This is a genomic window from Pseudomonas sp. S2_C03, from assembly GCF_054668405.1.
Map to the genome: position 1 here is coordinate 1737217 of NZ_CP162766.1, position 23210 is coordinate 1760426.

Sequence of the window (23210 nt, forward strand, 5' to 3'; positions counted from 1 at the left end):
ATCTGGGCCTTGAGGGTGGGGACGATGGCTTCATTGTAAAAAGCCCCGTTCAGTGGCCGATGCCGAGATGAGCCCGGGCACGGGTGATAGATGCTGAATTACGGCGTGTGACGGCAGGCTGTGCTGGGGTGGGAATGCCCTGGCAGGTAGGTAAAAACGCACTTGCCCGCAATCGCGGGCAAGTGGGTTCAACGGGCGGACCTGTCGGGGTCGCTATTGCTTGTTGCGTCCGGCGACCACCACCAGGATCAGCGACGCCAGGATCAGGATCGAACTGATGGCGGCAATGGTCGGATCGATCTCGTCGCGCAGCGCCGTGAACATGCGCTTGGTCAGGGTCTGGTTGTCGCCGCCGGAGATGAACAGCGCCACCACGGTTTCATCCAGCGAGGTGATGAAGGCGAACAGTGTCGCCGAGACCACGCTGGGTTTGATTTGGGGCAGGGTCACGGCCATGAAGGCGCGAAAGCGGTTCATGCCCAGGCTGCGGGCCACCATTTCCTGGGACATGTCGAAGTTACGCAGTCCGGCCAGCAGCGCAATGATCACGTAGGGCAGGGCGAGCATGATGTGCGCCAGGACCAGGCCGGTCAGCGTGCTGATCAGGCCGACGCGGGCATAGACGAAGAACACCCCGGCGGCGATCAGGATGATCGGCACCATCATCGGCAACAGCAGGATGATCTGCAGCGTACGCACCACCTTCAGGCTCGAGTTGTTGATGGCATAGGCGGCCGCCATGCCGATCGGCAGGCTGATGGCCATGGTGAAAAAGGCCGTGATCAGGCTGACCCGCGCCGCCGACATCCACTCCACGCTGTTGAAGAATGCTTCATACCAATGAAAGGACCATTGCTTGGGTGGGAATTGCAGGAAGCGCGCCTCGGAGAACGACATGGGTACCACGATCAGCACCGGGATGATCAGGTACAACAGGATCGCCGCGACCAGCACCGTGAACAGCACGTGGGACAGGCGAAGATGACGCAGGTTGGCAAGCAGGTTCATTTAGCGCGCTCCCAGGATGCGTTCGATGGGGATGAAACGGTTGATGCCCCAGAAGATCAGGAACACCACAAACAGCAGCACCAGGCCTACCGCGCTGGCCGCGCCCCAGGCGTGATAGAGCTCGACGTTGCGTTGCACCAGCATCGACACCAGGATCGTGCGGCCACCGCCGAGCAGTTCCGGGGTGATGAAGAAGCCCAGGCAGATGACGAACACCAGGATGGAACCGGCCATGACCCCCGGCGCTGCCATCGGCAGGAAGACCCGGCGGAAGGTGTAGAAGGGCTTGGCGCCGAGGCTCTCGGACGCTTGCATGAGGTCCTGGGGGATTTTTTTCATCACCGAATACAGCGGCAGGACCATGAAGGGCAGCATGACGTGCAGGGTGCCGATCACCGTGCCGGTGGTGTTGTGCATCAGTGTCAGGGGTTGGTCGATGATGCCCAGGTCCATCAGCGTCTGGTTGACCAGCCCGCGGCGTTGCAGGAGCACGAGCCAAGCATAGGCGCGCACCAGCACGCTGGTCCAGAACGGCAGGATCACGCAGATCAGGATCAGGTTGGCCCAGAAACCGTGCAGCCGCGAGGCGGCGTAGGCGATGGGGAAACCCATGACGATCGACAGGATCGTCACCAGGAAGCTGATCTTGAAGGTCAGGGCGAAGGTGTCCCAGTAAATGCTTTCCTGGAAAATGCGGATGTAGTTGGCCAGGGAAAAACCTTCCTCGGTCTGCACCGACTGAAAGGCCAGCCAGCAAAGCGGCATGATCAACAGCACCACGACCATGACCAGCGCCGGGGTGAGCAGCAACAGCATGGAGGTGTGTTCCTTGCGTTCTTCACGGGCCAGGGCATCTTCGCTGGTCAGCGGTGGCTGGTGCTGATCGCTGGAGTCGGGCATGGATTTGGCGAGATAGGCGTTGGACATGATGACCTCTCGTCACTGCGCAGGGCTGGAGGGCATCCAGCACTGGCGGGTAGCACTGGCGGTGGCGGACAGCGGGGGGCGGTGCTCGGATAGTGTCATGTGAAGAACTCCCAATGGTGGGCAGGTACTTGAGGCGAGCGCGAGTTGTCTGCACAGGTCACTCTGCGGGACCCTCAGGCCTAATGTACCGGTATGCCAACGAATGAAGTGGACGCAATTGACCGGTGCGCAAGCGCTTTATGTCGAAATCGCGTGGGCAGACGGCATCTCCTGCGCCGAGGCTTCTAACCTGCGGCGCAGCGAGGAGCGGTGGTTACTTTTTCTGGACGAAGGACAACCAGCGTTCTTCGGCCTTCACCCCGGCTTCGGAGGCCCACCATTGCGCCGAGAGCAGGGCCTGGCGCGAGATGTTGCCGGGTGCCGAAGGCAGCTTGGCCTCGCGGTCCGCCGGGATCACTCCGGTCTTGAAGGCTTCGGGGTTTAGCGGGCCGTAGTCGATGATCATCGGCAGCGCCGCTTGCAGCTTGGCATCAATGGCTTCGTTGACGAACTTCATGGCGGCCACCTTGTGCGGCGAGCCCTTGAGGACGCACAACGAGTTGGTTTCAAGCACTCCCTGGTTGTAGTCGAATGCCACGGGTGCACCGGCGGCCTGTACAGCGGTGATGCGGCCGTTCCAGGCCTGGATCATGTCCACTTCGCCGTCGCTGATCAGTTGCGCCGACTGCCCGCCGGAAGTCCACCAGGTGGCGATGTCGGGCTTGATCTGCTCAAGCTTGCGGAAGGCGCGATCGACGTCCAGCGGATAGAGCTTGTCCATCGGCACGCCGTCGGCCAGCAGCGCGATTTCCAGGGTAGGACGTGGCAGGTTACGCAGGGAGCGTTGGCCCGGGTATTTTTTGGTGTCCCAGAAGTCGGCCCAGGTCTTGGGCACTTCCGCGCCCTTGAAGGCGTCCGTGCGATACGCCAGCACCGTGGAGTAACTGATGTAGCCAACGCTGTATTCGTCCTTGAGGCTGTCGGGTATCTGCGCCGCGTTGGGAATCAACGACGGGTCGAGCTTCTCGAACAGGCCTTCGGCTTCGCCGCGGATGCAGTCGCCGGTGGGCAGGTCGACCACGTCCCAGGTGACCTTGCCGCTCTCGACCTGGGTCTTGATGATCGGGTAGGCCTTGGGCGAGCTGTCCTGCTTGAGTGTCAGGCCGAGCTTTTTCGCCGCAGGTTCCAGGATCGCCTTGCTTTGGGCTTCCTGGTAGGCGCCGCCCTGGGACACGAATGTGATGTCCTCGGCCATGGCCTGCGTGGCGCAACCGATGAACAGGGCCAGGCTCGCGAGTTTGAAAGCGGTGGTGCGCGATGTGCTCATGGAAAGACTCCGAATGGTTGGCAGATTTTCTGAGGCGAGCTGTAGGTTTTGTTGTCGGTCGCTCTGCGGGACCATGGAGATCTAATGTACCGGCTTGTCCATGAACGAAGCGGCCACAAATGCGCGGATGAAAAGTGGTTTATTGCGAATATGCGAGCGGGCACGGTATTTCGTGCGCCGGGTGTGAGCTGGAAGAATGCTTCACCCGTTAGATCGATTATTTCTCTGGGTTATTTGAATAGATGTTTCTCGCATATCCATAACCGCATTAAACACCTCATGACGCCGAACGCATTCGCTATGGCGGACGTTCGTTCGTCATCGCGTCGGTCATCGGCTTCAAATACCTCGCTTACTGGACTCCAGCAGCCGGATTTGCTGTTCGATCGGCGTCTTGTTGGCATCCCGCTAATCCATAGAATTGCCCACATCAACTTTATCCAACTCTTGCTTCAGGGAACGCCGCCATGATGAATGCCATGCAGATGCAAATGCCGATGAACGCCAATATGCCGATGATGCCGATGATGGGCATGCCGATGATGATGGCGACCATGTCCTGCGAAATGATGGACGACGGCATGATGTGCAAGATGATGCCGGCGGCTGGCATGGACATGGCGATGTTCAAGAACAGCGCCGAAATGATGCAGATGATGATGAACTGCGGCATGCCGATGATGATGCATTGCGGCAACATGAGCATGATGTGCATGGCACAGTCGGCCATGGCCATGCCGATGATGAACATGATGATGCCGATGCCGATGATGGGCATGCCGATGCCATCGATGAAGTGCGTGATGGAATGCACCATGATGGCCGATTGCATGATGTGCAAAATCATGCCGATGGCCGGCATGAACATGGACATGATGAAGAATTGCTGCGCTCTGATGATGAAGATGATGAACGACTGCAGTATGCCGATGATGATGAGCTGCAACGGCATGCCGATGATGTGCTGCACCTGCTGATTTTCGGCGGATTTAAAAAAACCGGCCAATGCGTATTGGCCGGTTTTTTATTGCCCGAATGGTTACCTGGGGCTGCTAATCCAACCGCTCAGGGTACGTCACCACCAGATACGCCACCGCCTCGCTGTCCGCCGGGTTGCGATAGCGGTGGGGCTGGTCGGCATAAAACAGGATCGAGTCGCCTGTCGACAGCAGATAGCGCTCATCATTGACGCTGATTTCCAGCACACCCTGTGACACCACCAGGTTTTCCTGTACGCCCGGTCCGTGGCCCTCTGAAGTGTCCTCGCCCAACGGGCCCAGGCGCAATTCATAAAACTCCGACTGGCGGGTCACGTCAAAAGGGAACAGCGCTCGGCTGACGAATGCGCCATTGCCACTGACCAGGCGCTTGCTCTGGCTGGCCGACAATACGGCAACGCCTTCGAATGCGCGGTGTTCCAGGAACGCTGCTACTGATACCTTCAGGCCTTTGGCAATCTTGCACAGGACCTTGATCGACGGCACGCTGCGGCCGGATTCGATCTGCGCCAACATCGCCCGGCTCACGCCGCATTGGCGTGCCAGCGCGTCGAGGGACAGATGGCGCTTGGCGCGCAGGCGTTGCAGGTTTTGCGACACCCGTTCGCAGATCGGGTCTTCTTCCGAGGAGGCCGGGTTATTGAAGTCTGGCACGGGTTGGTCGGCACTCGCCAGAAAGCGAGAGGGTTCCTGGACACTCACGCGTGGCGGGTCTCGTTCGACGGCGAAGCCTGGACCCATTGGAAGCCCAGGCCAGCATTGCGTGCATACATTTCCCACATGGCCCGAGCCCGTTGCTGGGCTTGCTTGCGTTTGCGATAAGCGACGAAATCGATGAGGTTGGTGGTCGGGTTCATAAGGCACTTCGTGGTCTATGACGGAATGACCCGAGATTACGCCGATATTTTTATAACGATAAATACTGATTTTGTATTTATTAATTCTTTTTTGTTCTTTTATCAGCGCCCTTCGTGTTGCTTGCGATAAGCCCCTGGCTGCACGCCCACGGCCTTGGTGAACGCCCGGGTAAAAGCGGCTATCGACTGGTAGCCCACTGCGCTGCAGGCTTGTTCCACGGTGTGATTGCTCTTGAGCAACTGGCAGGCATGGCGAATGCGTAAGGCCAGCAGCACCTGACCTGGAGATTGCCCGGCCAGTTCGCTGAATCGCTTGAAGAACGCCGAGCGCGACAAACCGGTACAGGCTGCCATGCTTTCCAGCGACCAGGCGTGTTGCGGCTGTTCGATCAGCTGATCCAGCAGCGTCGCGAACTGCGAATGTCTCGCCAGGGCCACCAGCCCGCCAAGGTCCGGGTTGTCCGCGACTTGTTGGCGCAACACGTAGAGGAACAGCAAGTGACTCAGGCGCTCCAGCAATGCGGAGGAGGGCGCGGGCAGGCGCTGGCATTCTTCGAGGATCAACTGGAACAGCGCGCTGGCCGCGTTCGAGGACGGGTCTCCTGCGCGCAGGATGATCCAGTCCGGCAACCCTTCAATGATCAGCGACGACAATCCGGACTTGAAATGGAAGAAGCCGCAGACCAGGCCGACACCGTCCTGCGCCTGGCTGTCCAGGGCCGTCATGCTCATTTTTGGCAGGCGCTGCGCGGTGTCGCTGTCTGGCGTACTTGACAGCCGATAGTTCAGGTCACGCAGCAGAAATACTGCATCGCCGGCGTCCAGGCGCTGGGCCTGTTCCTGACCGTCGATGTGCAGCCAGCAATGGCCCTGGACAATCAGGTGGAAGCTGGCTCGCGCCATGCCGTGGGTGCTCGCATGCCAGCCACCGCAGTAGCGCCCGACGTGAAACAGGCTGGCCTGCAGTTCCAGGCTCTCTAATAACCAATCAACCAGTGGGCTCGACGAAATCATCTAATGGAAACACTCAGGAGCAAGTAATCGCTACTTTAGAATATGGATCGGAATTCTTATAACCAACAGACTTGCAGGACACCCCACAGCAGGAGTCCACTCCATGTCGCGCGTCACCCTACATACGCTGCAAAGCGCACCCGAAGCGGCTCGGCCGTTCCTTGAAAACGCACAGAAGGCCTCCGGGTTCGTCCCGAATCTGTTGGCGGTGCTGGCCAATGCGCCGGCCGCGCTCGAAACCTACGTTACGGTATCGGCGCTCAATGGCAAAGCCGAACTGAGCCTGCCCGAGCGCGAGGTGGTGCAATTGGTCGCCGCCACCACCCATGGCTGTGATTTTTGCGTGGCCGGGCACACTGCCGTCGCCGTGAACAAGGCAAAGCTACCGGACGAAGTGGTCAGCGCCTTGCGTGAACAAGCCACCTTGCCGCAGGAAAAACTCGAAGCCCTGGCTGCCTTCGCCCGTGAAGTGATTGCCACGCGTGGCAACGTCAGCGAGGCGACCTACGCCACGTTCAAGGCTGCCGGTTACAGCGAGGGCAACGCGCTGGAGGTAATCCTCGGCGTGAGCCTGGCGACCCTGTGCAACTTTGCCAACGTCTTCGCCGGCACGCCACTCAACCCGGAGCTGGCGCGCTATCGCTGGCAGTCAGGACAATGATCGAACAGGAGGAAACCACATGCTCAACCCGGCACTGAGTCAATGGCTGGACGCGCACGCCCAGGCATTGGACGTGGGCGAGGGCGATCCACAGCAGGTGTTGGCGCAACTGGCCACTGCCGACATCCTGCGGGTCGGCATCAATCCGGCACTGGGCGGCAGCGGTGGTGACATCGCCGATGCTGTGGAGGTGGTGGCTGAGGTGGCCAGCCATTCCCTTGCAGCGGCATTCGTCTTCTGGGGTCAACGAGCCTTTATCGAATACCTGCTGCAAAGTCCCAATATGCAGCTGCGTGAGCGTTTGTTGCCGTCGCTGCTGGCCGGCGAGCTGGCTGGCGCCACCGGCTTGTCGAACGCCATGAAATTCCTCTCCGGCATCGAAACCCTGCAAGTGCGCGCCACCGCCCAGGACCAGGGCTGGACCCTCAACGGTCGCCTGCACTGGGTGACCAACCTGCGCAAAAGCGGTTTCGTGGTAGCGGCAGCCATCGACGACGAAGCCGGGGGTGCACCTTTTATCCTGGCGATACCGGATGCCGTGGCTGGCGTACGGCGCTCCGACGATTTGCAGTTGATGGGCTTGCAGTCGAGCAATACCGCAGCGCTGGATTTTCAAAGGGTCGAGGTGGATCGCAACTGGTTGCTGCATGACGACGCGCGGGTGTTCCTGCCGGCGGTGCGCCCGGCGTTTCTCGGGTTGCAATGTGCGATGGCGATTGGGCTGGCGCGACGCGCATTGCAAGAAGTCGAGGCGCATTTGCAAGGGGCTCGTTCGATACTGCTGGAACCCTTGTTGCAACAACGCGAGCGACTGGAGCACACCGTCGGTGAATTGAAAGCGGGTCTGCTCGACGGTCGTTTTCTCACCCGGCCAGCGGCCTTGTTTCGCCTGCGCATTGCCTTGGCCGAATCGGCGGCGCAGGCGGTGCAGCTCGAGTTGCAGGCCAGTGGCGGCAAGGCCTATCTCAGCGAGTACGGCAGTGGTTTCGCCAGGCGCTGGCGCGAGTCGGCGTTCGTGCCGATCGTCACGCCGAGCCTGGTGCAACTGCACGCCGAATTGCAGCGCCATGCAGCGGACGCGGCGGCATGAGCGCTCTGGTGCTGCAGGCCGAGGGCATCAGCCTCGGTTATGTCCGTGCGCAGGGCTGGCAGGCGGTGCTGGAGGATTTCGACCTGCAACTGCAGGCGGGGGAAGTGGTGTCCATCCTCGGCCCCAGCGGTGTCGGCAAGTCCAGCCTGCTGCGGGTGCTGGCCGGTCTGCAAGCGGCCCATCGCGGTCGCGTGAGCCTGCATGGCGAACCGCTCGAAGGCCCTCATCCACGGGTGGCGGTAGCGTTCCAGGACCCCAGCCTGTTGCCTTGGCTAAGCCTGGAAAAGAACGTCGCGTTCGGCCTCGACTTCGCCCGCCAGCCGCACCTGAGCCTGGCGGAACGCAAGGCGCGAATCGATCACGCGATCACTGCCGTCGGCCTGCAACACGCCCGGCACCACTACCCGGCGCAACTGTCCGGTGGCATGGCCCAGCGCACCGCGATTGCGCGCTGCCTGGCGCGCCAGCCACAGGTGTTGCTGCTGGATGAGCCGTTCGGTGCGCTGGATGAAGTGACCCGCGCCGACATGCAACAACTGCTGCTTCAAGTCATTGCCGAGCACAACACCGCTGCCGTGCTGATCACCCACGACATTGACGAAGCCCTGCTGCTCTCCGAGCGGATTCTGCTACTGGGTAACAGCCCGGCGCGGACCCTCGGGCAATGGCGCATCGACCTGCCTCAGCCGCGTGCCGAGCTGGTCGAGGAACTGGGCGCACTGCGAATCGACATTCTTAAAACCCTTCGGCGGGCGAGCCGCAACCCACATTCCCAACCCTTGCCCGAACCGGAGATTGAATATGTGCCTGGACGACTTCACTCACACACGTCGTGACTTCCTCAAACTCAGCGCCCTGCTGACCGCTGGCGGCGCGCTGCCCTTGCTCAATAGCCTGCAAGCGCGCGCCGCGTCTGATCCGAACGCGCCGGTGCGCATCGGTTACCTGCCGATCACCGACGCCACGCCACTGCTCGTTGCCCACAACAATGGCCTGTTCGAAGCCGAGGGTATTCAAGCCGAACGCCCCGTGCTGTTGCGCAGTTGGGCGCAAGTGATCGAGGCGTTCATATCCGGTCAGGTCAACGTGATTCACCTGCTGTCGCCGATGACCGTGTGGGCGCGTTATGGCAGCAAGGTGCCGGCCAAGGTCGTGGCCTGGAACCATGTGGGCGGCTCGGGCCTGACCGTGGCGCCGGGTATCACCGAGGTCAAGCAACTGGGCGGGCAATCGGTGGCGATTCCGTTCTGGTACTCGATCCATAACGTGGTGGTGCAGCAACTGTTTCGTGATCATGGACTGGTGCCGGTCAGCAAGCCGGCGGGTGCCGTGCTGGCGCCGAACGAGGTCAACCTGCTGGTGCTGCCACCCTCGGACATGCCGCCGGCGCTGGCCAGCCAACGCACCGCCGGCTACATCGTCGCCGAGCCGTTCAACGCCCTGGCCGAAGACCTCAAGGTGGGCCGGGTGCAACGCTTCACCGGCGATATCTGGCGCAACCACGCCTGCTGTGTGGTGTTCATGCACGAACAGGACCTGAACAACCGTCCCGAGTGGTCGCAGAAGGTGGTCAACGCCATCGTCAAGGCGCAGTTGTGGACCCGCGACAATCGCGAAGCGGCGGCCAAGCTGTTGTCCAAAGACGGCGACAATCGCTACACGCCTCACGCCCAGCCAGTGTTGCAGCGGGTGCTGGCGCCCGCAGCCGGTGATCGCGAGCAGTACCTGGCCAGTGGGGCAATCCAGCACAGCCATTGGGATGAACAGCGCATCGACTTCCAGCCGTATCCGTTTCCCAGTTACACCGAAGAGCTGGTCAGGCGCCTCAAGGACACGTTGATCGAAGGCGACAAAGGCTTTCTCGCCAGCCTTGATCCTCAGACCGCTGCCCGCGACCTGGTGGACGACCGCTTTGTGCGCAACGCCATTGCCGCTGTCGGTGGCTTGAAGGCGTTCGGCCTGGCGGACAGTTTCGAGCGCAGCGAAGAGTTTGCCGTCTGATGGCCAGGCATCTTTCATCCTGGTTGTTGGGGGCAGGGGGGCTGGTGTGCCTGCTGCTCCTGTGGTGGCTGTGCGTGCGCCTGTTCGGTAGCGCTGATGGCCTGGCGGCACGATTCGCTCCCGAGGCGACACTGGCCAGCCTGGTGGAGTTGTTGGTGCGGGGTGAGTTGTACGAGCACGTGCTGGTCAGCCTCAAGCGCATTCTGGTTGGGATGTTGCTGGCATTGCTGATTGGTGTGCCGTTGGGCCTGATGATTGGCAGTTACCGACACCTCGAGGCGGCGACCACCCCGGCCTTCCAGTTCCTGCGGATGATCTCGCCGCTGTCGTGGATGCCGGTGGTGGTGATGTTGATGGGCGTGGGGGACCAGCCGATCTACTTCCTGCTGACCTTCGCCGCCGTCTGGCCGATCCTGCTCAACACCGCTGCGGGGGTGCGTCAGCTCGACCCGCGCTGGCTGCAACTGAGCCGCAGCCTCAGTGCGACGCGCTGGGAAACCCTGCGCAAGGTGATCCTGCCCGGCGTGCTTGGCCACGTACTGACCGGGGTGCGCCTGGCCATCGGCATTCTGTGGATCGTGCTGGTGCCGTGCGAAATGCTCGGTGTCAGTGCGGGACTGGGGTATTTCATTCTGGATACCCGTGACCGCCTGGCTTACTCGGAACTGATGGCGACGGTCCTGCTGATCGGCATGCTGGGATTTGCCCTCGATGCGGTGGCGCGCAGCCTCCATCGGCGCTGGTCACCGGGCTAGTCCAATGCCATGGCAGACACTGTGGCCGCCGCCGGTTAATGCAAGGCCATGAAAAACCGCAGCGAGGGCAGGGGGAACAGCGGGTAGATCAGCACCGGGCCGAGGAACATCGACAGGTACAGCGCCCACAGCCCTTGCTCGCAATTGTGGGGGCGGGCTTGCTCGCGAATGCGGTTTGTCAGTTGATGGGAGGGTGGCTGATAGATCGTCATCGCGAGCAAGCTCGCTCCTACAGGGTTTTGGGGTGTTCACCCATATTGCGACAGGCCGATGCCTACTGTAGGAGCGAGCATGCTCGCGATGGAGGCCCAGTCAACGCGGGGTGTCAGGCTTGCCGCGTTATCGTTGACGACCATCGCGAGCAAGCTCGCTCCTACAGGGGTTTTGGGGTGTTCACACATGTTGCGACAGGCCGATGCCTACTGTAGGAGCGAGCATGCTCGCGATGGAGGCCCAGTCAACGCGGGGTGTCAGGTTTGCCGCGTTATCGTTAGCGACCATCGCGAGCAAGCTCGCTCCTACAGGGGGTGGTATCAGAGCAAAAAAAAGCCGTCTCCATGCAGGGGACGGCCTGGAAAAAGCATGTGGCTTAGCGCGCGGTAATCACTGAGAGCTTGGTGATGCCGGCCCGTTCGATCGAGGCCATCGCTCGTGCCACTTCGCCGTAGTTCACCCCGTCATCGGCTTGCAGTTGCACGCGCACCTGCGGGTCCTTGGCCTTGGCGGCCTGCAGGTTGAATTCCAGCAGGTCGGGCTGGATCTCGTCCTTGTTGATGAACAGCTTGCCGGCGGCGTCGATGCTTACCACCAGCGGGTCCTTTTGTTCGACCGGTGCCACGGCTTCGGTCTTGGGCAGGTTGATCGGGATGGCGTTGGTCAGAAGTGGCGCGGTGACGATGAACACGACCAGCAGCACCAGCATCACGTCCACCAGCGGCGTGACGTTGATCTCGCTCAGCACCTCATCGCTGTCTTGGGTGGAGAAGGCCATATCAGGACGCCTCCTGCACTTTGTGCGTGTTGCCTGGCACTGCCACCTTGCGAGTGCCCGGGTTCACGAGCACGCGGAACGCGCTCTTCTGCGCCAGGCTGTAGAAGTCGTGGGCGAAATCGTCGAGGTCCGCGGCGGTCAGCTTCAGGCGACGCAAGAAGTAGTTGTAGACCAGCACCGCCGGCACGGCGACGGCAATACCGACGCCGGTCGCGACCAGTGCCGCGCCGATGGGCCCGGCCACGGTTTCCAGGCTGGCGGAGCCGGCGGCGCTGATGCCCTTGAGGGCTTCCATGATGCCCCACACGGTGCCGAACAAACCAATGAACGGCGACGTACTGCCGATGCTCGCCACCACCGCCAGGCCGGTTTCCAGCGAGCGGCGTTCGCGCACGATCTGCTGGCGCAGGGCGCGCTCAAGGCGGTCCTGATGATTGATTGCCTGGCTCAGGTCAGCCGCGTGCGGTGCTTCGCCAACCTGGATCGCCGCATAACCAGCCTGGGCCACCCGCGCCGCGGCGCCGGGCTGGGTCTCGGCCAGGGCGGCGGCCGAGTCCAGGGTCGGTGCGGCCCAGAACTGTTTGTGAAAGCGCCGGTCCTGGGCTTTCAGACGACCGAACTGCACGCCCTTGAGCAGGGCCAGGCCCCAGGTCGCGACGGAAAAAACCACCAGCAGCCAGATGACGGCACTTTCGATGGATTCAAGTGGAGAGGCTAGGAGTGTCATGATGGTTTCCCTCTGTGTGGAGCGCGATGCGCACGCCCCTCAAATCGTTAATTGATTTTGAAATCGATGGGCACGCTGACCCAGCCGACCTGGGCGACATCGCCCTGTTTGGCCGGCACGAAACTCCAGCGCTTGACAGCGTTCAACGCCGCGTCGTCGAGTGGCTGGCGACCGCTGCTTTTCTGGATCTGGATCTCCCCCGGCTTGCCGCTCGGCAATACCTGCACGCGCAGCAGGACGGTACCTTCCCAGCCCCGACGCTGGGCCAGCGATGGGTACTCCGGCGCGGGGTTCTTCAGGTACGCGGCGTTGGCTGAAGCCGGCGTCACCGGGGCCGGTGCCGGTGGGGCAGGCGGGGCGGCCACTGGCGTTGGCGGCTGCGGTGGTGCCGGGGGTTGCTCGACGGCTTTTGGCGCAAGCTTGGGCACGGGCTTGACCACCGGTTTGGGTTTGGGAATGGGCTTGGGCGCGGGTTTCGCGGCCAGCTCGTCGACCACCGGAGGCGGCGGTTCGACCACCGGCGGTGGTGGGGGTGGTGGCGGTGGTGGCTGTTCGACAACCGGGGGAGCCGGTTGTGAAAATTCGATGGTCATCGGCGGGATTTGCGGCGGCACCACCGGCAGGACCGTCGTCGGCTGCTGGCTGATCCAGTAGATCACCGCGCCGTGCGCCAGCAGGGCGAGCGTACTCAGCAGCAAGCCTTCGCGACGGCTCAGCACGCCCTTGGGCGCACGTTGCAAACGCAGTTGATGCAGCGGCACCCGAGGCGCCCGGCCGAGGTCGACCAGCTCGCCGACCGGGGCCTGGCGCCAAAGCGCCTCCGGCATCGCGGCAGTGGTTTGGACGTTGCCCATTACTGACTCCAGTTAAGAAAAAAGCTGTTGAAAGCAAAAGAGCAATTACTGTGCCCAGCCACTCCAAACGCGGCCAAGTGGCGTGGGCGTTGGGGCAGGGGGTCTCGGTGGTGTTCATCACTCGGAGGTTCGCTGCGATTGAGGCAGCAGCGTTGCTGCCCGACTGCTGCTGTAGCAGCAGGCGGGTGTTCAATGTTTGGCGGCGAGCAGGCTGGCGCTGCGTGGTGATTGCGCGAGTACGCCGATCTTTTCCAGGCGGGCGCGGACGATGTTGCGGCTGATGCCCAGGATCCGCCCGGTCTGCAACTGGTTGCCATGGCAGAACCGATAAGCCTCGCGAAATACCGTCTCTTCGATCTGCTCGTAAAGGTTGGGCAGGTTCTGTTCGAACAGTTTGGCCAACGCTTCTTCCAGGCTCGCCGGCGACTGGGAAGGCCCCGAAGCCAATGACGAGCCAGGCGGGCGGGCGCCGTGGTTGCGCATGTCCACCAGGTGCAGATCTTCGGGTTGCACGCGCTTGTTCAGGCACACCAGCAAGGCGTGATGGATGGAGTTTTCCAGCTCGCGGATGTTGCCCGGCCAACTGTGGTCGAGCAGCTTGCGTTCGCATTCCGGGCTCAGGGTGGCGCGGTTGTAGCCCAGGCGCTGGCAATGTTCCTCGAGGAAAAATTCCGCGAGCGGCAGGATGTCGCCCGGCCGCTCGCGCAGTGCCGGCAAGCGGATCGTCGCCACGTGCAGCCGGTAGAATAGATCTTCGCGAAAGTTGCCGGCCACCACCGCATCGGCCAGGTTGACGTTGGTCGCAGACACCAGGCGCACGTTGATCGGGATCGGCGTACGCGAACCCAGGCGCACCACTTCGCGCTCCTGCAACACGCGCAGCAACTTGACCTGCATGTTCAACGGCAAGTCGCCGATCTCATCGAGAAACAACGTACCGCCCTTGGCCGCTTCGAACCAACCGGCCTTGCTGGTGGTGGCGCCGGTGAAGGCGCCTTTCTCGTGGCCGAACAATTCGCTTTCCACCAGGGTCTCGGCGAACGCGCCGCAGTTGACGGCGACAAAGGGCTCGTTACGCCGATGGCTCAAGTTGTGAATGTGCCGCGCCACCAACTCTTTGCCGGTGCCGGTTTCACCCATGATCAGCGCGTTGGCGTCACTGGGTGCGAGGCGCTCGATGCGATTGAGCAGTTCCAGCGAGCGTGGGTCCTTGAACACCAGTACGGTGGCCCGGACCGATTTGGTCAACTCGCGGGCGTTGGGATGTGTAATCAGTGCCATGGTGCTATTCCTGTAGCTGAGACCGCCTGAGGATCATGCACGATATTCATATAGATAAAAAAATTCTTAATTCGTCTTTGCTTATGCGTATTTGGAATACGGAAAATCGAGCGGAAAGGGTGCGCAAAACCCGGGGCGAGTGCCGCCGTAGCGGCTCAAACCCGCTCTCGAATACGCTCTGCCAGCCCTGCGTGTGGTGACGACTACACCGGTAACGCCTCGATGTGATCGCTGCCCACCAGCTCCGTCAGCAACTCGTCCTTGAGCTTGTGCAAGCGTGGGCAATGGCGTTCGCGCGGGTGGGGCAAGTCGACCTGGATTTCGTGCTTGATACGCCCGGGACGCGCGTCCATGACGATCACGCGGTCGCCCAGGTACAGCGCTTCCTCGACGTCGTGGGTCACCATGATCATGGTGCTGCGTTGCTGCACCCAGATGCGTTGCAGCTCGCGTTGCAGGTGCACGCGGGTCAGCGCATCGAGGGCGCCGAAGGGCTCGTCGAGCAGGAGGATTTTCGGCTTGTTGATCAGCGCCCGGGCAATCGCCGCGCGCTGGGCCATGCCGCCGGACAACTGATGCGGGTAGGCGTTTTCAAAGCCCTGCAGATTGACCAGATGGATGTGTTCGGCCACCAGGCGCTGCTTTTCCCGTTTCGGCAGGGGATGGTTCTTCAGCGCCACGGCGATGTTCTGCTCGACGGTTTTCCACGGGAACAGGCGGTGGTCCTGGAACACGATGCCGCGTTCCAGGCTGGTGGAATCGATGCGCTGGCCGTCGAGCAGGATGTCGCCGCTGTACTGCGCTTCCAGGCCGACGATCAGGCGCAGCAGGGAGGACTTCCCGCAGCCGCTGGCGCCGACGATGCTGACGAATTCGCCGGGCTTGACGGACAGGTTGATGTCCTGGAGCACCGTCAGGGGCTTGCCCTCGATGGCGTACTGCTTGCCCAGGCCGCGAATGTCCAGGGAGCCCGGCACATGCGCGGTCTGCCCCAGCCAGTTTTGCTTGAGTAATGCGTTCATGATTGCTTAAGCCTCAACGAGTGTCGCGCCAGCGCAGCAGGTGCTGGCTCAGGCGCGAAAACAATTGGTTCATGGCGTAGCCGAGCAGGCCAATGCACAGCACGCCGATCACCACGACCTCCATGCGTGAGCCGGCCTCGGCGTTCATCATCAGGTTGCCCAGGCCGTTGCCGGTGGAAAGAAACAACTCGACGCCCACCGAACTCACCCAGGCGAACGCCAGGGCATGCAGGATGCCGTTGGCGATGGCTGGCAGGGCGCTGGGCAATAGCACGTGCGTCAGTTGCTGCAACGGCCCGAACTCGAAGATCCGGCCGACTTCGCGGTAGCGCGGTTCGATGTGGCTGAAGCCTTCGTACGTATTGAGCGTCATCGGGTAAAACGCCGCGAGGCTGACGATCAGCACCTTCGCCCCCTCGCCACTGCCGAACCACAGGGCGATCAGCGGGATCAGCCCGAGGATCGGCACCTGGCGCATGATGTGGTACAGGGGCCCAAGCACGCGCTCGACCACCCTCGACAGGGCCATCGACGCCCCCACGGCAACGCCCAGGGTGACCCCCAGCAACAGGCCGATGCAGGTACGCTGCAGGCTGGCCAGCGTGCTGATCAGCAACGCGCCGCTGTCGATCAGCTCCATCAGGCCTTGGCCGATGGTGGCCAGTGGCACGAACGCATAGGCCTGGGCGGCGCCCTGGCGCGAGGCCAATTCCCATAGGCCGACCAGCAGCAGCGGCAGCAACAGGCCACGGCCAAGATGGCACAGGTGAATCAAGGCAGGCATGGCAATCTCCTAACGGGTCTTCCAACGGAACAGGCGTTTTTCCAGCAAGCGAAAGCCGTAGTCGAGGGTGAAGCCGATGAGCCCGATGACGACCACGCCCACCATCACGATGTCGATGCGCATCATCTGTCGCGCCATCTCGATCATCTGCCCCAGGCCGCTGTCGGCCGCCAGCAACTCGGCGGCGACCAGCACCATCCACGCCCGGCTCAGGCCGATGCGGATGCCGGTCAGGATGGGCGGTGCGGCCGCCGGGAAGGCGATGTCGACGATCAGGTGGCGCAGCGGCAGGCGGTAGATGCGCCCGACCTCGAAGTAATTGCGCGGGATTGCCTTGATCCCTTCGCTGGTGGCCAGCGCCACCGGGAAGAACACGGCTTTGGTGACGATCAGGATCTTGAAGGTCTCTTCCACGCCGAAGGCCAGGATGAACATGGGGATCAGGGCGATGGAGGGGATCTGGCGCACGGTATGAAACAGCGGCGAGCAATAAATTTCGACCGTCTTCGACAAAGCCAGGGCGATGCCGAACAACAAGCCTGCACCGGCTCCCAAGGCGAAACCCAAGCCCAGGCGCGACAGGCTGAAACGGATGTGCTCGGCAAGCTCGCCGCTGTGCAGCAAGTCCTTGAAGGTGTCCCAGACCACAGCCGGCGGCACCAACAGTTGCTCGGAATAACGGCCCGACTGCGCCACCAGCGTCCAGGCGAGCAACACCAGCAGCGGTGAAACGAACCAGCTCAGGCGGTTGAGCCAGGGCCGGCGAAGGAGCAGGGGCGGCGTTACAGTGATCAGGCTGTTCATCAGATTGCCAACCTGGTTTTGCCCAGCACCGATTCCAGCGGACGGGGATCGACCCAGTCGCGGACATCGAAGGCGTGGTCGATGAAGTGATGTCGATGCAGGAAGTGGGTCAGGTCCTGCAAGGCCAGTAGCGATCTTTCCTCCAGGCGCGTAACCAGTCGGCGATGGGCGTCTTCGCCGTAGGCGGCGGCGACGAAGTATTCGCTGGTGTTCAGTTCCCGGGCGAGGAAGCGGCGGGTTTCGTCGGCGTGACTCCAGGCCCACTGTTCGGCGCGCAGCACGGTTTCGACGATCAGCGCGGCGGCGTCGAAATGCTCGTCGAGCATGTGCTGGTCCACGGTGAGGGTGCGCGGGGTGCCGATGTTGCTGCGAATCATCGGGTCCGGGTGAGAGCCGGTATCGACCACCACATGCAGGCCGAACTCATCGGCCAGTTGCACGCCATGGGCGCCCTTGGCGAAGACCGCGTCGATGTCGCCACGCAACAGCCCGATCAGTTCGTTGTTGCGGCGCCGGTTCTTCGTGCCGATCTGTGCGCCGAACACATGCTGGATGCGCTCGTCACTGTGGGTGCCGCCGTAGGGATAGTCCACCAGTTCGACGTCGGCGAGGGTAAGGCCTTCCAGTTGCAGGGCGTTTTCCAGGGCGCGCAAGGCCTGGGCGCGGCCGAAGTCGATTTGCACATTGGCCCATTTGGGAATGCCGAAGCGGCGGTTGCGCAGGTCACGGGTGGTCTTGATCCCGGTTTCCGAGGTGGTGAGGATCAGTTGTACTTCGTCGCTCCAGGACAGGCCGAGCACACGGGTGTTCTTGCCGCTGGCCTTGGCCCAGATCGCCGGGGTATTGCCGCCGTGGCGTACCGAATTGTCCAGGTGATGGTCGAAATGCGCCTCGCGCACTTCCCGGTCGGAGGACTCGCGCAAGCCCTGGATATTGGTGCCGTAGGGGCGAAAGGCTTCGGCAAGACGGCCGGATTCGACCGCGATACCCAACCCGGTGGGGACCGGGCTATGGGTGTACCAGAGTGTATCGAGAGGTTTTGTCATGCAGGCAATCCAGACGGGGGTGGCGCGGAGAATCGAAACGGGCGGGGAGCATCGCCCCCGCCCGGGACAACGGCTCAGCCGGTACGGGTGGCGACCAGGCTGCGCAGGGTTTCCTGTGGACGCGGGTCGATCCAGTCGGCCACCGAAAAGGTCGCGGGAATGAAGTTCCAGCGGTGCAGGAAGTCGGTGAAGTCCTGCACGCCGTTGATCGAGCGCTCATCAAGGTTGGTGCGCAGGCGCTGGTGCGCGTCCGCGCCATAGGCGGCGGTGACCCAGAATTCGCTGCTGTTGGTTTCGTGGGCGAGGAAACGCCGGGTGTCCTGCGGGTGAGTCCAGGCCCACTCTTCGGCACGCACCACCGACGACAGGATCGCCACTGCAGTGTCGTAATGCTGGTCCAGCAGATGGCTGTCGACGCTGAGGGTGCGTGGGGTGCCGTTGTTCGAACGGATCAGCGGTTCCGGGTGCGAGCCGGTGTCGATCACCGTGTGCAGGCCGAACTGATGGGCCAGTTGGGCGGCGTGTGCGCCCTTGAGGAAAATCGCGTCGACTTCACCGCGCAACAGGCCCACCAGCTCGGCGTTCTGCCCACTGTTGCGGCGCCCGCCAAAGTTGGCTACGCCATTGACCACCTGGGTGGCCTCATCACTGAACGTACCGCCATGGATGTAATCCACCAACTCGACATCCTTGACCTGCAGGCCTTCGAGCTTCAGGGCGTTTTCCAGGCCGCGCAGGGCTTGCGCACGGGTGAAGTCGATTTGCGCATTGACCCAGTGCGGCAGGCCGAACTTGCGACCCTTGAGGTCCTTGACCGTCTTGATGTCGCTGCCGGGCAGAGTCAGGATCAACTGGACTTCGTCAGCCCAGGACAAGCCGATCACTCGGGTGTCGCGGCCGCTGGCCTTGGCCCAGATGGCAGGGATGTTGCCACCGTGGCGAACCGAGTTCTGCAGGGTGTGATCGAAGTGCGATTCGCGCACGGCTTGCTCGCTGGACTCGCGCAGCGACTGGATGCGTGTGCCTTGCTGTTCAAGGGCTTCTTCCAGCCAGCCCTTTTGCACGGCGATGCCCAGGCCGGTTGGCACCGGGCAGCGGGTGTACCAGAGTGTATCGAGGGGTTGCGACATGGTGCTTACTCCATTGGTTGCGGCAGGTCTTCACGGATGCGGTTGATCACCGGTTGCCAAGGGCTTTTGCAACGGCCATGCCACGCCCTGGATCGTTGCGCAAAGCCGCGGTTTGCGGGACTTTGCCGGAAGGGGCGTGAAGGCTGGGAGGCTCGATTGCTGCTGTAGCAGCAATCGATCAGCAAGGTCGGTGGGTGATCAGCAGCACTTCAGGCGCTGGTCGGTTGCAGCGCGGCGGGCGTGTGCTCGTTGTGTTCGTAAGTGCGATACAGCGCGGCGTACGCCCCGCCCTGGCTGAGCAGCGCGGTGTGATTGCCCAGTTCGATCAGCTCGCCATTGCGCACCACGCCTATACGGTCGGCGTCGCGAATGGTCGCCAGGCGATGGGCGATGATGATCGCCGTACGACCTTCACAGAGGCGCCGCAGGGCTTTCTGGATGCGCCGCTCGGTATGGATGTCGACGGCCGAGGTCGCCTCGTCGAGCACCAGCACTGCGGGGTCGGCGAGGAACGCGCGGGTCAGGCACACCAGTTGCCGCTGGCCATGGCTCAAGTGCGCGCCCAGTGCGCCGACTTCGGTGTGGTAGGCCTGGGGCAGGCGCTCCAGCACTTCATCGGCCCCCAGGGCCTGCGCGGCTTCGATCAGTTGCGCGTCGCTGGCCCCCGGACGGGCCAGGCGCAGGTTGTCGAGGATCGTGCCACTGAAAAGCACGTTGTCCTGAAGGACAACGCCGACATTGCGGCGTAATTGCTGTTGTGTCAGATGGCGGATGTCGATGCCGTCGAGCGTCACCACGCCATGTTGCACTTCGTAGAAACGCGTGAGCAGTTGCACCAGCGTGCTCTTGCCATGCCCGGACGGGCCGACCAGCGCCAACACTTCACCGGCGGCAATGCGCAGGCTGAAATCCTTGATGACCGCCGATGCGCCGGGCAGGTAGGCGAAGGTGACGTGCTCGAAGTTCACCGCGCCACGGGCTTTTTCCAATGCAGTGGGGGTGCGGCTATCGACGATTTCCGGCTGGGTATCGAGCAACAGGAAAATCCGCTGGGCCGAGGCTGAACCGGTGGCGTAACGTTCGAACAGATCGGACAGTTCCTGCAAGGGGCCGAGGAACAGCATCACGTAGAACAGGCTCTCGGCCACTTGCCCGACGGTGAGTTGCTGGTTGGCCAGGCCATGGGCGCCGAGCATCAGCAACACCGCCATGCCCAGAGCCGCGAGTAGCCCGGTAAACGGTGCAAACCAACCGGAGCGCAGGTTGCCGCCGATCAGAGCGTCGTTGAAGTCTTCGAGCAGGCGGCGATAGTGCAGACTGTTGGATTGCTGCTGCACGCATTGCTGAATCATGCGCGCCCCGGCCACGGTTTCCACCAGGTGCGCGGTGAAGCGGCTGCGGTTTTCCGCGACCCTGGCCCAGGTGCGTTGCGAGATGCGCTTGAAGCTCCAGGTGGCGATGAACAACAACGGCACGATGCCGGCCACTCCGATAAAAAACAGCGGCGAGATCAGCCACAACATGATCGAGGCGACACTGCAGCGCAGCAGGGCGCCCAGCAGTTCCGGCGGGCCCTGGATCAGCAACGCTTCGAGGCTGTCGACGTCGCGGTCGGCGCGGGAAATGATCCGCCCGGCCTTGGTCCGGTCGAAGTAACCGATGCTCAGCGCCTGCACATGGCTGAACACGCGCACCCGCAGGTCGTTGAGCACGCGGATCGCGGCGCTGCCGGCGATGTACTGCGAAAGCCCGGCCAGCAGGAACCGTGCAGCCCAGGTGGCCGCCAGGCCCAGCCCCAACACGCCGACCAACGCCAGGTCGAGCAGCCACGTATCGCCTTGCCGGACCAGCCCGCGATCAAGCAGCTCGCGGACGAACCACGGGCGTAGGAACACTGCGAGCACCAGCAGCAATTCCAGCCCGATCACCGCGAGGATGCGTGAACGCACCGGGCCGAGCAGCGGCAGCAGGCGGCTGAACATGCTGCGGTCCAGGCCTTTCTTGGCCAGGGCCTCTTCGATTTCGATGTCGCTCAGCGCCTTGCCAGGCAGTGGATTAGCCATGTTCGATCCCCAGCAGATCACGATAGAAGGCGTTGCGCCGAACCAGTTCGCCGTGTGTTCCGCTGTCGGTGATGTGCCCGTCGGCGAGCACCAGCACACGATCGGCGAGCAGGATGGTCGACAGTTTGCTGGAGACGATCAGCAGCGTGGTGGTCTGCCCCTGATGTTGGTGCAGGCCGCGAATGTTGTGGATCACCCGGCGCTCGGTGAGGGCGTCCAGCGCACTGGTGGCGTCATCCAGGCAGAGGATGTCGGGACGTGCCAAGAGGGCACGGGCGAGGTTGAGGCGTTGGCGCTGACCGCCGGACAGGGTGACGCCACGATCGCCCAGCGCGGTGTCCAGACCATGGGGCAACCGTTCCAGGACGTCGTCGGCGGCGGCCAGGCTCAGGCCCTGACGCAGCTCGTCGTCACTGGCGTGCGGGGCAGCCAGGCGCAGGTTGGCGGCCAGGGTGTCGGAAAACAGAAAGCTTTCCTGAGGTACGACGTGCACGCGTTTACGCAGGGCGTCCAGATCGAGCGTGCGCACGTCCTGCCAGCCGTCACGGCTGGAACCGAGCGACACCGCGCCCTGTTGCGCTTCGGTCAGGCGCGGCAGCAGGCTGGCCAGCAGACTCTTGCCGGCGCCCGTGGCCCCCACCAGGGCGACGATCTCGCCGGGCTCCAGGGTGAAGCTGCAGTTGTGCAGGATGCTGCGACCGCCGCCGGGGGCGTGCACCGTGACCTGTTCGAAACGCAGCCCCAGTGGCTGGGGCGACAACGCTTGGCTGCCGCCCTGGATAGTGTGCGGCGCATCGAGCAGTTGCCAGATCCGCTCGGCCGACGAGCGCGCGTCGGCGAACACCTGCATCACTCGGCCGATGCCTTCGATACGAAACACCAGGGTGGTCGCGATCAGCAGCGACGTCACCCATTCGCCAATGCCCAGGTGACCGTCGCGTACCAGCAGGGCGCCATAGACGAAGATCCACACATGGCTCAAGGCGACGATCACCTGTGGCAGCGGGATGCGTGAACTGGCAAACGCCAGGGCCAGGCGCGCCTGTTCGGCAAAAAAGCCGACCTGTTGGCTGAAGCGCTCGATTCGCTGAGCCTCCAGGGCGAACGACTTGATCACCCGCACGCCGCCGATGCCTTCGCTGAGGTCCTGGTTGACCCGGTCGTAGGCTGCCCCGACTTCGCGGTCGAGGACCAGCAGGCGCTCGGTCTGGCGCACGAAGATCCACAGCCCCAGCCCGGTCAACAACAGTGGCACCAAGCCCAGCCAGGCGTTGTACCAGGCCAGCAGGCCGACCGTGGCCAACAGGATCAAGGGGGTTTCCACCAGTTGCCGCCAGAAACTGATCAGCGCATCGCGCAGCTTGTCGGCATCGCGGGTGGTGCGGCTGATCATCTCGCCCATGCCGTGCTCCCAGTGATAACCCAGCGGCAGGGTCTGCACCTGTTGCAGGATGCGTTCGCGCAGGCGGGTGAGCAGGGCCTGACTGAGGATCAGCGACAGCACGCCGCTGGTGTACTGGGCCACGCCGCGCACCAGCGCCACGCCGAGCAACATCCAGAACCACAGCCACGCGCGACTGGCATCGAGGCTGCCGTCCTCCAGGCGAACAACGGCCTGGCCGTTGTTGACCTCGTTCAGGGCATGCCCCACCAGCCATTGCTGGACGGCCAGCCCAGCGCTGACGACGATGAACAGCAAGGCGGTTAGGGCGAAGCGCCGCGGCATTTCTCGGTAGATCAGCAGACTGCGCAGCAAAGGGTAGTGCTCGATCATGGGTTCACTTCTTGATGCCTGGATCGTGAAAACCCCGCAGACACCGGAGTGTGTGCG

At 62.7% G+C, this 23210-nt stretch carries 24 protein-coding genes; 6 read left to right on the forward strand and 18 right to left on the reverse strand.

All coding sequences use genetic code 11. The features are described 5' to 3' along the window. Positions 1–213: 213 nt before the first annotated feature. The 3 genes from AB4N64_RS07920 to AB4N64_RS07930 all read right to left on the reverse strand — a co-directional run bounded on the left by AB4N64_RS07920 (position 214) and on the right by AB4N64_RS07930 (position 3301). Positions 214–1008, reverse strand: coding sequence for an ABC transporter permease (locus AB4N64_RS07920; RefSeq protein ID WP_460123854.1), 795 nt, complete (start codon positions 1006–1008; stop codon positions 214–216). Continuing rightward, on the reverse strand, positions 1009–1935 hold the full coding sequence (locus tag AB4N64_RS07925; RefSeq protein ID WP_460123857.1) for an ABC transporter permease: 927 nt from the start codon (positions 1933–1935) through the stop codon (positions 1009–1011). 313 nt (positions 1936–2248) lie between these two features. After that, on the reverse strand, positions 2249–3301 hold the full coding sequence (locus tag AB4N64_RS07930; protein WP_460123860.1) for an ABC transporter substrate-binding protein: 1053 nt from the start codon (positions 3299–3301) through the stop codon (positions 2249–2251). Between the two features lie 467 nt (positions 3302–3768). Here AB4N64_RS07930 and AB4N64_RS07935 point away from each other — a divergent pair, with 467 nt between their 5' ends. After that, positions 3769–4278 (forward strand): hypothetical protein, encoded by a 510-nt coding sequence (locus tag AB4N64_RS07935; RefSeq protein WP_460123863.1) that lies wholly within the window; start codon positions 3769–3771, stop codon positions 4276–4278. Positions 4279–4353: 75 nt separating this feature from the next. On the opposite strand, the gene AB4N64_RS07940 is transcribed toward AB4N64_RS07935, so the two are convergent. The 3 genes from AB4N64_RS07940 to AB4N64_RS07950 form a co-directional block, all read right to left on the reverse strand. Further along, positions 4354–5001 carry a helix-turn-helix domain-containing protein gene (locus tag AB4N64_RS07940; protein ID WP_460123865.1) on the reverse strand — a complete coding sequence of 216 codons (648 nt, stop codon included), beginning with the start codon at positions 4999–5001 and terminating at the stop codon, positions 4354–4356. Beyond that, positions 4998–5156, reverse strand: a complete 159-nt coding sequence (locus tag AB4N64_RS07945; RefSeq protein WP_460123868.1) for a hypothetical protein — start codon at positions 5154–5156, stop codon at positions 4998–5000. Before AB4N64_RS07945 ends, AB4N64_RS07940 begins: the two co-directional genes overlap by 4 nt. Before the next feature lie 102 nt (positions 5157–5258). Continuing rightward, a complete protein-coding gene (locus AB4N64_RS07950; RefSeq protein ID WP_460123870.1) occupies positions 5259–6170 on the reverse strand; it encodes a cupin domain-containing protein in 912 nt (303 codons plus the stop codon). A gap of 103 nt (positions 6171–6273) precedes the next feature. Here AB4N64_RS07950 and AB4N64_RS07955 point away from each other — a divergent pair, with 103 nt between their 5' ends. The 5 genes from AB4N64_RS07955 to AB4N64_RS07975 are packed head-to-tail and all read left to right on the forward strand — an operon-like array spanning position 6274 to position 10677. Next, positions 6274–6831, forward strand: coding sequence for a carboxymuconolactone decarboxylase family protein (locus AB4N64_RS07955; protein WP_460123872.1), 558 nt, complete (start codon positions 6274–6276; stop codon positions 6829–6831). A 19-nt stretch (positions 6832–6850) separates the two neighbouring features. Further along, positions 6851–7921 carry an acyl-CoA dehydrogenase family protein gene (locus tag AB4N64_RS07960; RefSeq protein WP_460123875.1) on the forward strand — a complete coding sequence of 357 codons (1071 nt, stop codon included), beginning with the start codon at positions 6851–6853 and terminating at the stop codon, positions 7919–7921. After that, a complete protein-coding gene (locus tag AB4N64_RS07965; protein WP_460123877.1) occupies positions 7918–8757 on the forward strand; it encodes an ABC transporter ATP-binding protein in 840 nt (279 codons plus the stop codon). The genes AB4N64_RS07960 and AB4N64_RS07965 overlap by 4 nt, the downstream gene beginning before the upstream one ends. After that, entirely contained in the window at positions 8723–9922 is a 1200-nt protein-coding gene (locus AB4N64_RS07970; RefSeq protein WP_460123880.1) for an ABC transporter substrate-binding protein, read from the forward strand. The genes AB4N64_RS07965 and AB4N64_RS07970 overlap by 35 nt, the downstream gene beginning before the upstream one ends. Then, positions 9922–10677, forward strand: coding sequence for an ABC transporter permease (locus tag AB4N64_RS07975; RefSeq protein ID WP_460123883.1), 756 nt, complete (start codon positions 9922–9924; stop codon positions 10675–10677). The genes AB4N64_RS07970 and AB4N64_RS07975 overlap by 1 nt, the downstream gene beginning before the upstream one ends. A 35-nt stretch (positions 10678–10712) precedes the next feature. On the opposite strand, the gene AB4N64_RS07980 is transcribed toward AB4N64_RS07975, so the two are convergent. The 12 genes from AB4N64_RS07980 to AB4N64_RS08035 form a co-directional block, all read right to left on the reverse strand. After that, positions 10713–10898, reverse strand: a complete 186-nt coding sequence (locus AB4N64_RS07980; protein WP_460123886.1) for a hypothetical protein — start codon at positions 10896–10898, stop codon at positions 10713–10715. Positions 10899–11266: 368 nt separating this feature from the next. Next, positions 11267–11668: an ExbD/TolR family protein gene (locus AB4N64_RS07985; RefSeq protein ID WP_460123888.1), complete on the reverse strand. Its 402-nt coding sequence runs from the start codon at positions 11666–11668 to the stop codon at positions 11267–11269. A gap of 1 nt (position 11669) precedes the next feature. Then, positions 11670–12395: a MotA/TolQ/ExbB proton channel family protein gene (locus AB4N64_RS07990; protein ID WP_460123891.1), complete on the reverse strand. Its 726-nt coding sequence runs from the start codon at positions 12393–12395 to the stop codon at positions 11670–11672. 47 nt (positions 12396–12442) lie between these two features. Continuing rightward, complete coding sequence (locus AB4N64_RS07995; protein ID WP_460123894.1) at positions 12443–13249, reverse strand: energy transducer TonB; 807 nt, start codon at positions 13247–13249, stop codon at positions 12443–12445. A 189-nt stretch (positions 13250–13438) separates the two neighbouring features. After that, positions 13439–14530: a sigma-54 interaction domain-containing protein gene (locus AB4N64_RS08000; RefSeq protein WP_460123897.1), complete on the reverse strand. Its 1092-nt coding sequence runs from the start codon at positions 14528–14530 to the stop codon at positions 13439–13441. Between the two features lie 203 nt (positions 14531–14733). Beyond that, a complete protein-coding gene (locus tag AB4N64_RS08005; RefSeq protein WP_460123900.1) occupies positions 14734–15552 on the reverse strand; it encodes an ABC transporter ATP-binding protein in 819 nt (272 codons plus the stop codon). Between the two features lie 13 nt (positions 15553–15565). Continuing rightward, positions 15566–16336: an ABC transporter permease gene (locus AB4N64_RS08010; RefSeq protein WP_460123903.1), complete on the reverse strand. Its 771-nt coding sequence runs from the start codon at positions 16334–16336 to the stop codon at positions 15566–15568. A gap of 9 nt (positions 16337–16345) precedes the next feature. Then, positions 16346–17140 carry an ABC transporter permease gene (locus AB4N64_RS08015; protein WP_460123905.1) on the reverse strand — a complete coding sequence of 265 codons (795 nt, stop codon included), beginning with the start codon at positions 17138–17140 and terminating at the stop codon, positions 16346–16348. Then, positions 17140–18186: an ABC transporter substrate-binding protein gene (locus AB4N64_RS08020; protein ID WP_460123908.1), complete on the reverse strand. Its 1047-nt coding sequence runs from the start codon at positions 18184–18186 to the stop codon at positions 17140–17142. Before AB4N64_RS08020 ends, AB4N64_RS08015 begins: the two co-directional genes overlap by 1 nt. A 74-nt stretch (positions 18187–18260) precedes the next feature. Further along, complete coding sequence (locus AB4N64_RS08025) at positions 18261–19316, reverse strand: ABC transporter substrate-binding protein (RefSeq protein WP_460123911.1); 1056 nt, start codon at positions 19314–19316, stop codon at positions 18261–18263. A 209-nt stretch (positions 19317–19525) separates the two neighbouring features. Then, positions 19526–21379 (reverse strand): ABC transporter ATP-binding protein, encoded by a 1854-nt coding sequence (locus AB4N64_RS08030; RefSeq protein WP_460123914.1) that lies wholly within the window; start codon positions 21377–21379, stop codon positions 19526–19528. Next, positions 21372–23153 carry an ABC transporter ATP-binding protein gene (locus AB4N64_RS08035; protein ID WP_460123916.1) on the reverse strand — a complete coding sequence of 594 codons (1782 nt, stop codon included), beginning with the start codon at positions 23151–23153 and terminating at the stop codon, positions 21372–21374. The genes AB4N64_RS08030 and AB4N64_RS08035 overlap by 8 nt, the downstream gene beginning before the upstream one ends. Positions 23154–23210: the final 57 nt, after the last annotated feature.

Bases quoted from the DNA above. Each gene is read 5' to 3' on its own strand.
- AB4N64_RS07920 (WP_460123854.1), bottom strand. From the start codon at position 1,008: ATGAACCTGCTTGCCAACCTGCGTCATCTTCGCCTGTCCCACGTGCTG.
- AB4N64_RS07925 (WP_460123857.1), bottom strand. From the start codon at position 1,935: ATGTCCAACGCCTATCTCGCCAAATCCATGCCCGACTCCAGCGATCAG.
- AB4N64_RS07930 (WP_460123860.1), bottom strand. From the start codon at position 3,301: ATGAGCACATCGCGCACCACCGCTTTCAAACTCGCGAGCCTGGCCCTG.
- AB4N64_RS07935 (WP_460123863.1), top strand. From the start codon at position 3,769: ATGATGAATGCCATGCAGATGCAAATGCCGATGAACGCCAATATGCCG.
- AB4N64_RS07945 (WP_460123868.1), bottom strand. From the start codon at position 5,156: ATGAACCCGACCACCAACCTCATCGATTTCGTCGCTTATCGCAAACGC.
- AB4N64_RS07950 (WP_460123870.1), bottom strand. From the start codon at position 6,170: ATGATTTCGTCGAGCCCACTGGTTGATTGGTTATTAGAGAGCCTGGAA.
- AB4N64_RS07955 (WP_460123872.1), top strand. From the start codon at position 6,274: ATGTCGCGCGTCACCCTACATACGCTGCAAAGCGCACCCGAAGCGGCT.
- AB4N64_RS07960 (WP_460123875.1), top strand. From the start codon at position 6,851: ATGCTCAACCCGGCACTGAGTCAATGGCTGGACGCGCACGCCCAGGCA.
- AB4N64_RS07965 (WP_460123877.1), top strand. From the start codon at position 7,918: ATGAGCGCTCTGGTGCTGCAGGCCGAGGGCATCAGCCTCGGTTATGTC.
- AB4N64_RS07970 (WP_460123880.1), top strand. From the start codon at position 8,723: ATGTGCCTGGACGACTTCACTCACACACGTCGTGACTTCCTCAAACTC.
- AB4N64_RS07975 (WP_460123883.1), top strand. From the start codon at position 9,922: ATGGCCAGGCATCTTTCATCCTGGTTGTTGGGGGCAGGGGGGCTGGTG.
- AB4N64_RS07985 (WP_460123888.1), bottom strand. From the start codon at position 11,668: ATGGCCTTCTCCACCCAAGACAGCGATGAGGTGCTGAGCGAGATCAAC.
- AB4N64_RS07990 (WP_460123891.1), bottom strand. From the start codon at position 12,395: ATGACACTCCTAGCCTCTCCACTTGAATCCATCGAAAGTGCCGTCATC.
- AB4N64_RS07995 (WP_460123894.1), bottom strand. From the start codon at position 13,249: ATGGGCAACGTCCAAACCACTGCCGCGATGCCGGAGGCGCTTTGGCGC.
- AB4N64_RS08000 (WP_460123897.1), bottom strand. From the start codon at position 14,530: ATGGCACTGATTACACATCCCAACGCCCGCGAGTTGACCAAATCGGTC.
- AB4N64_RS08005 (WP_460123900.1), bottom strand. From the start codon at position 15,552: ATGAACGCATTACTCAAGCAAAACTGGCTGGGGCAGACCGCGCATGTG.
- AB4N64_RS08010 (WP_460123903.1), bottom strand. From the start codon at position 16,336: ATGCCTGCCTTGATTCACCTGTGCCATCTTGGCCGTGGCCTGTTGCTG.
- AB4N64_RS08015 (WP_460123905.1), bottom strand. From the start codon at position 17,140: ATGAACAGCCTGATCACTGTAACGCCGCCCCTGCTCCTTCGCCGGCCC.
- AB4N64_RS08020 (WP_460123908.1), bottom strand. From the start codon at position 18,186: ATGACAAAACCTCTCGATACACTCTGGTACACCCATAGCCCGGTCCCC.
- AB4N64_RS08025 (WP_460123911.1), bottom strand. From the start codon at position 19,316: ATGTCGCAACCCCTCGATACACTCTGGTACACCCGCTGCCCGGTGCCA.
- AB4N64_RS08030 (WP_460123914.1), bottom strand. From the start codon at position 21,379: ATGGCTAATCCACTGCCTGGCAAGGCGCTGAGCGACATCGAAATCGAA.
- AB4N64_RS08035 (WP_460123916.1), bottom strand. From the start codon at position 23,153: ATGATCGAGCACTACCCTTTGCTGCGCAGTCTGCTGATCTACCGAGAA.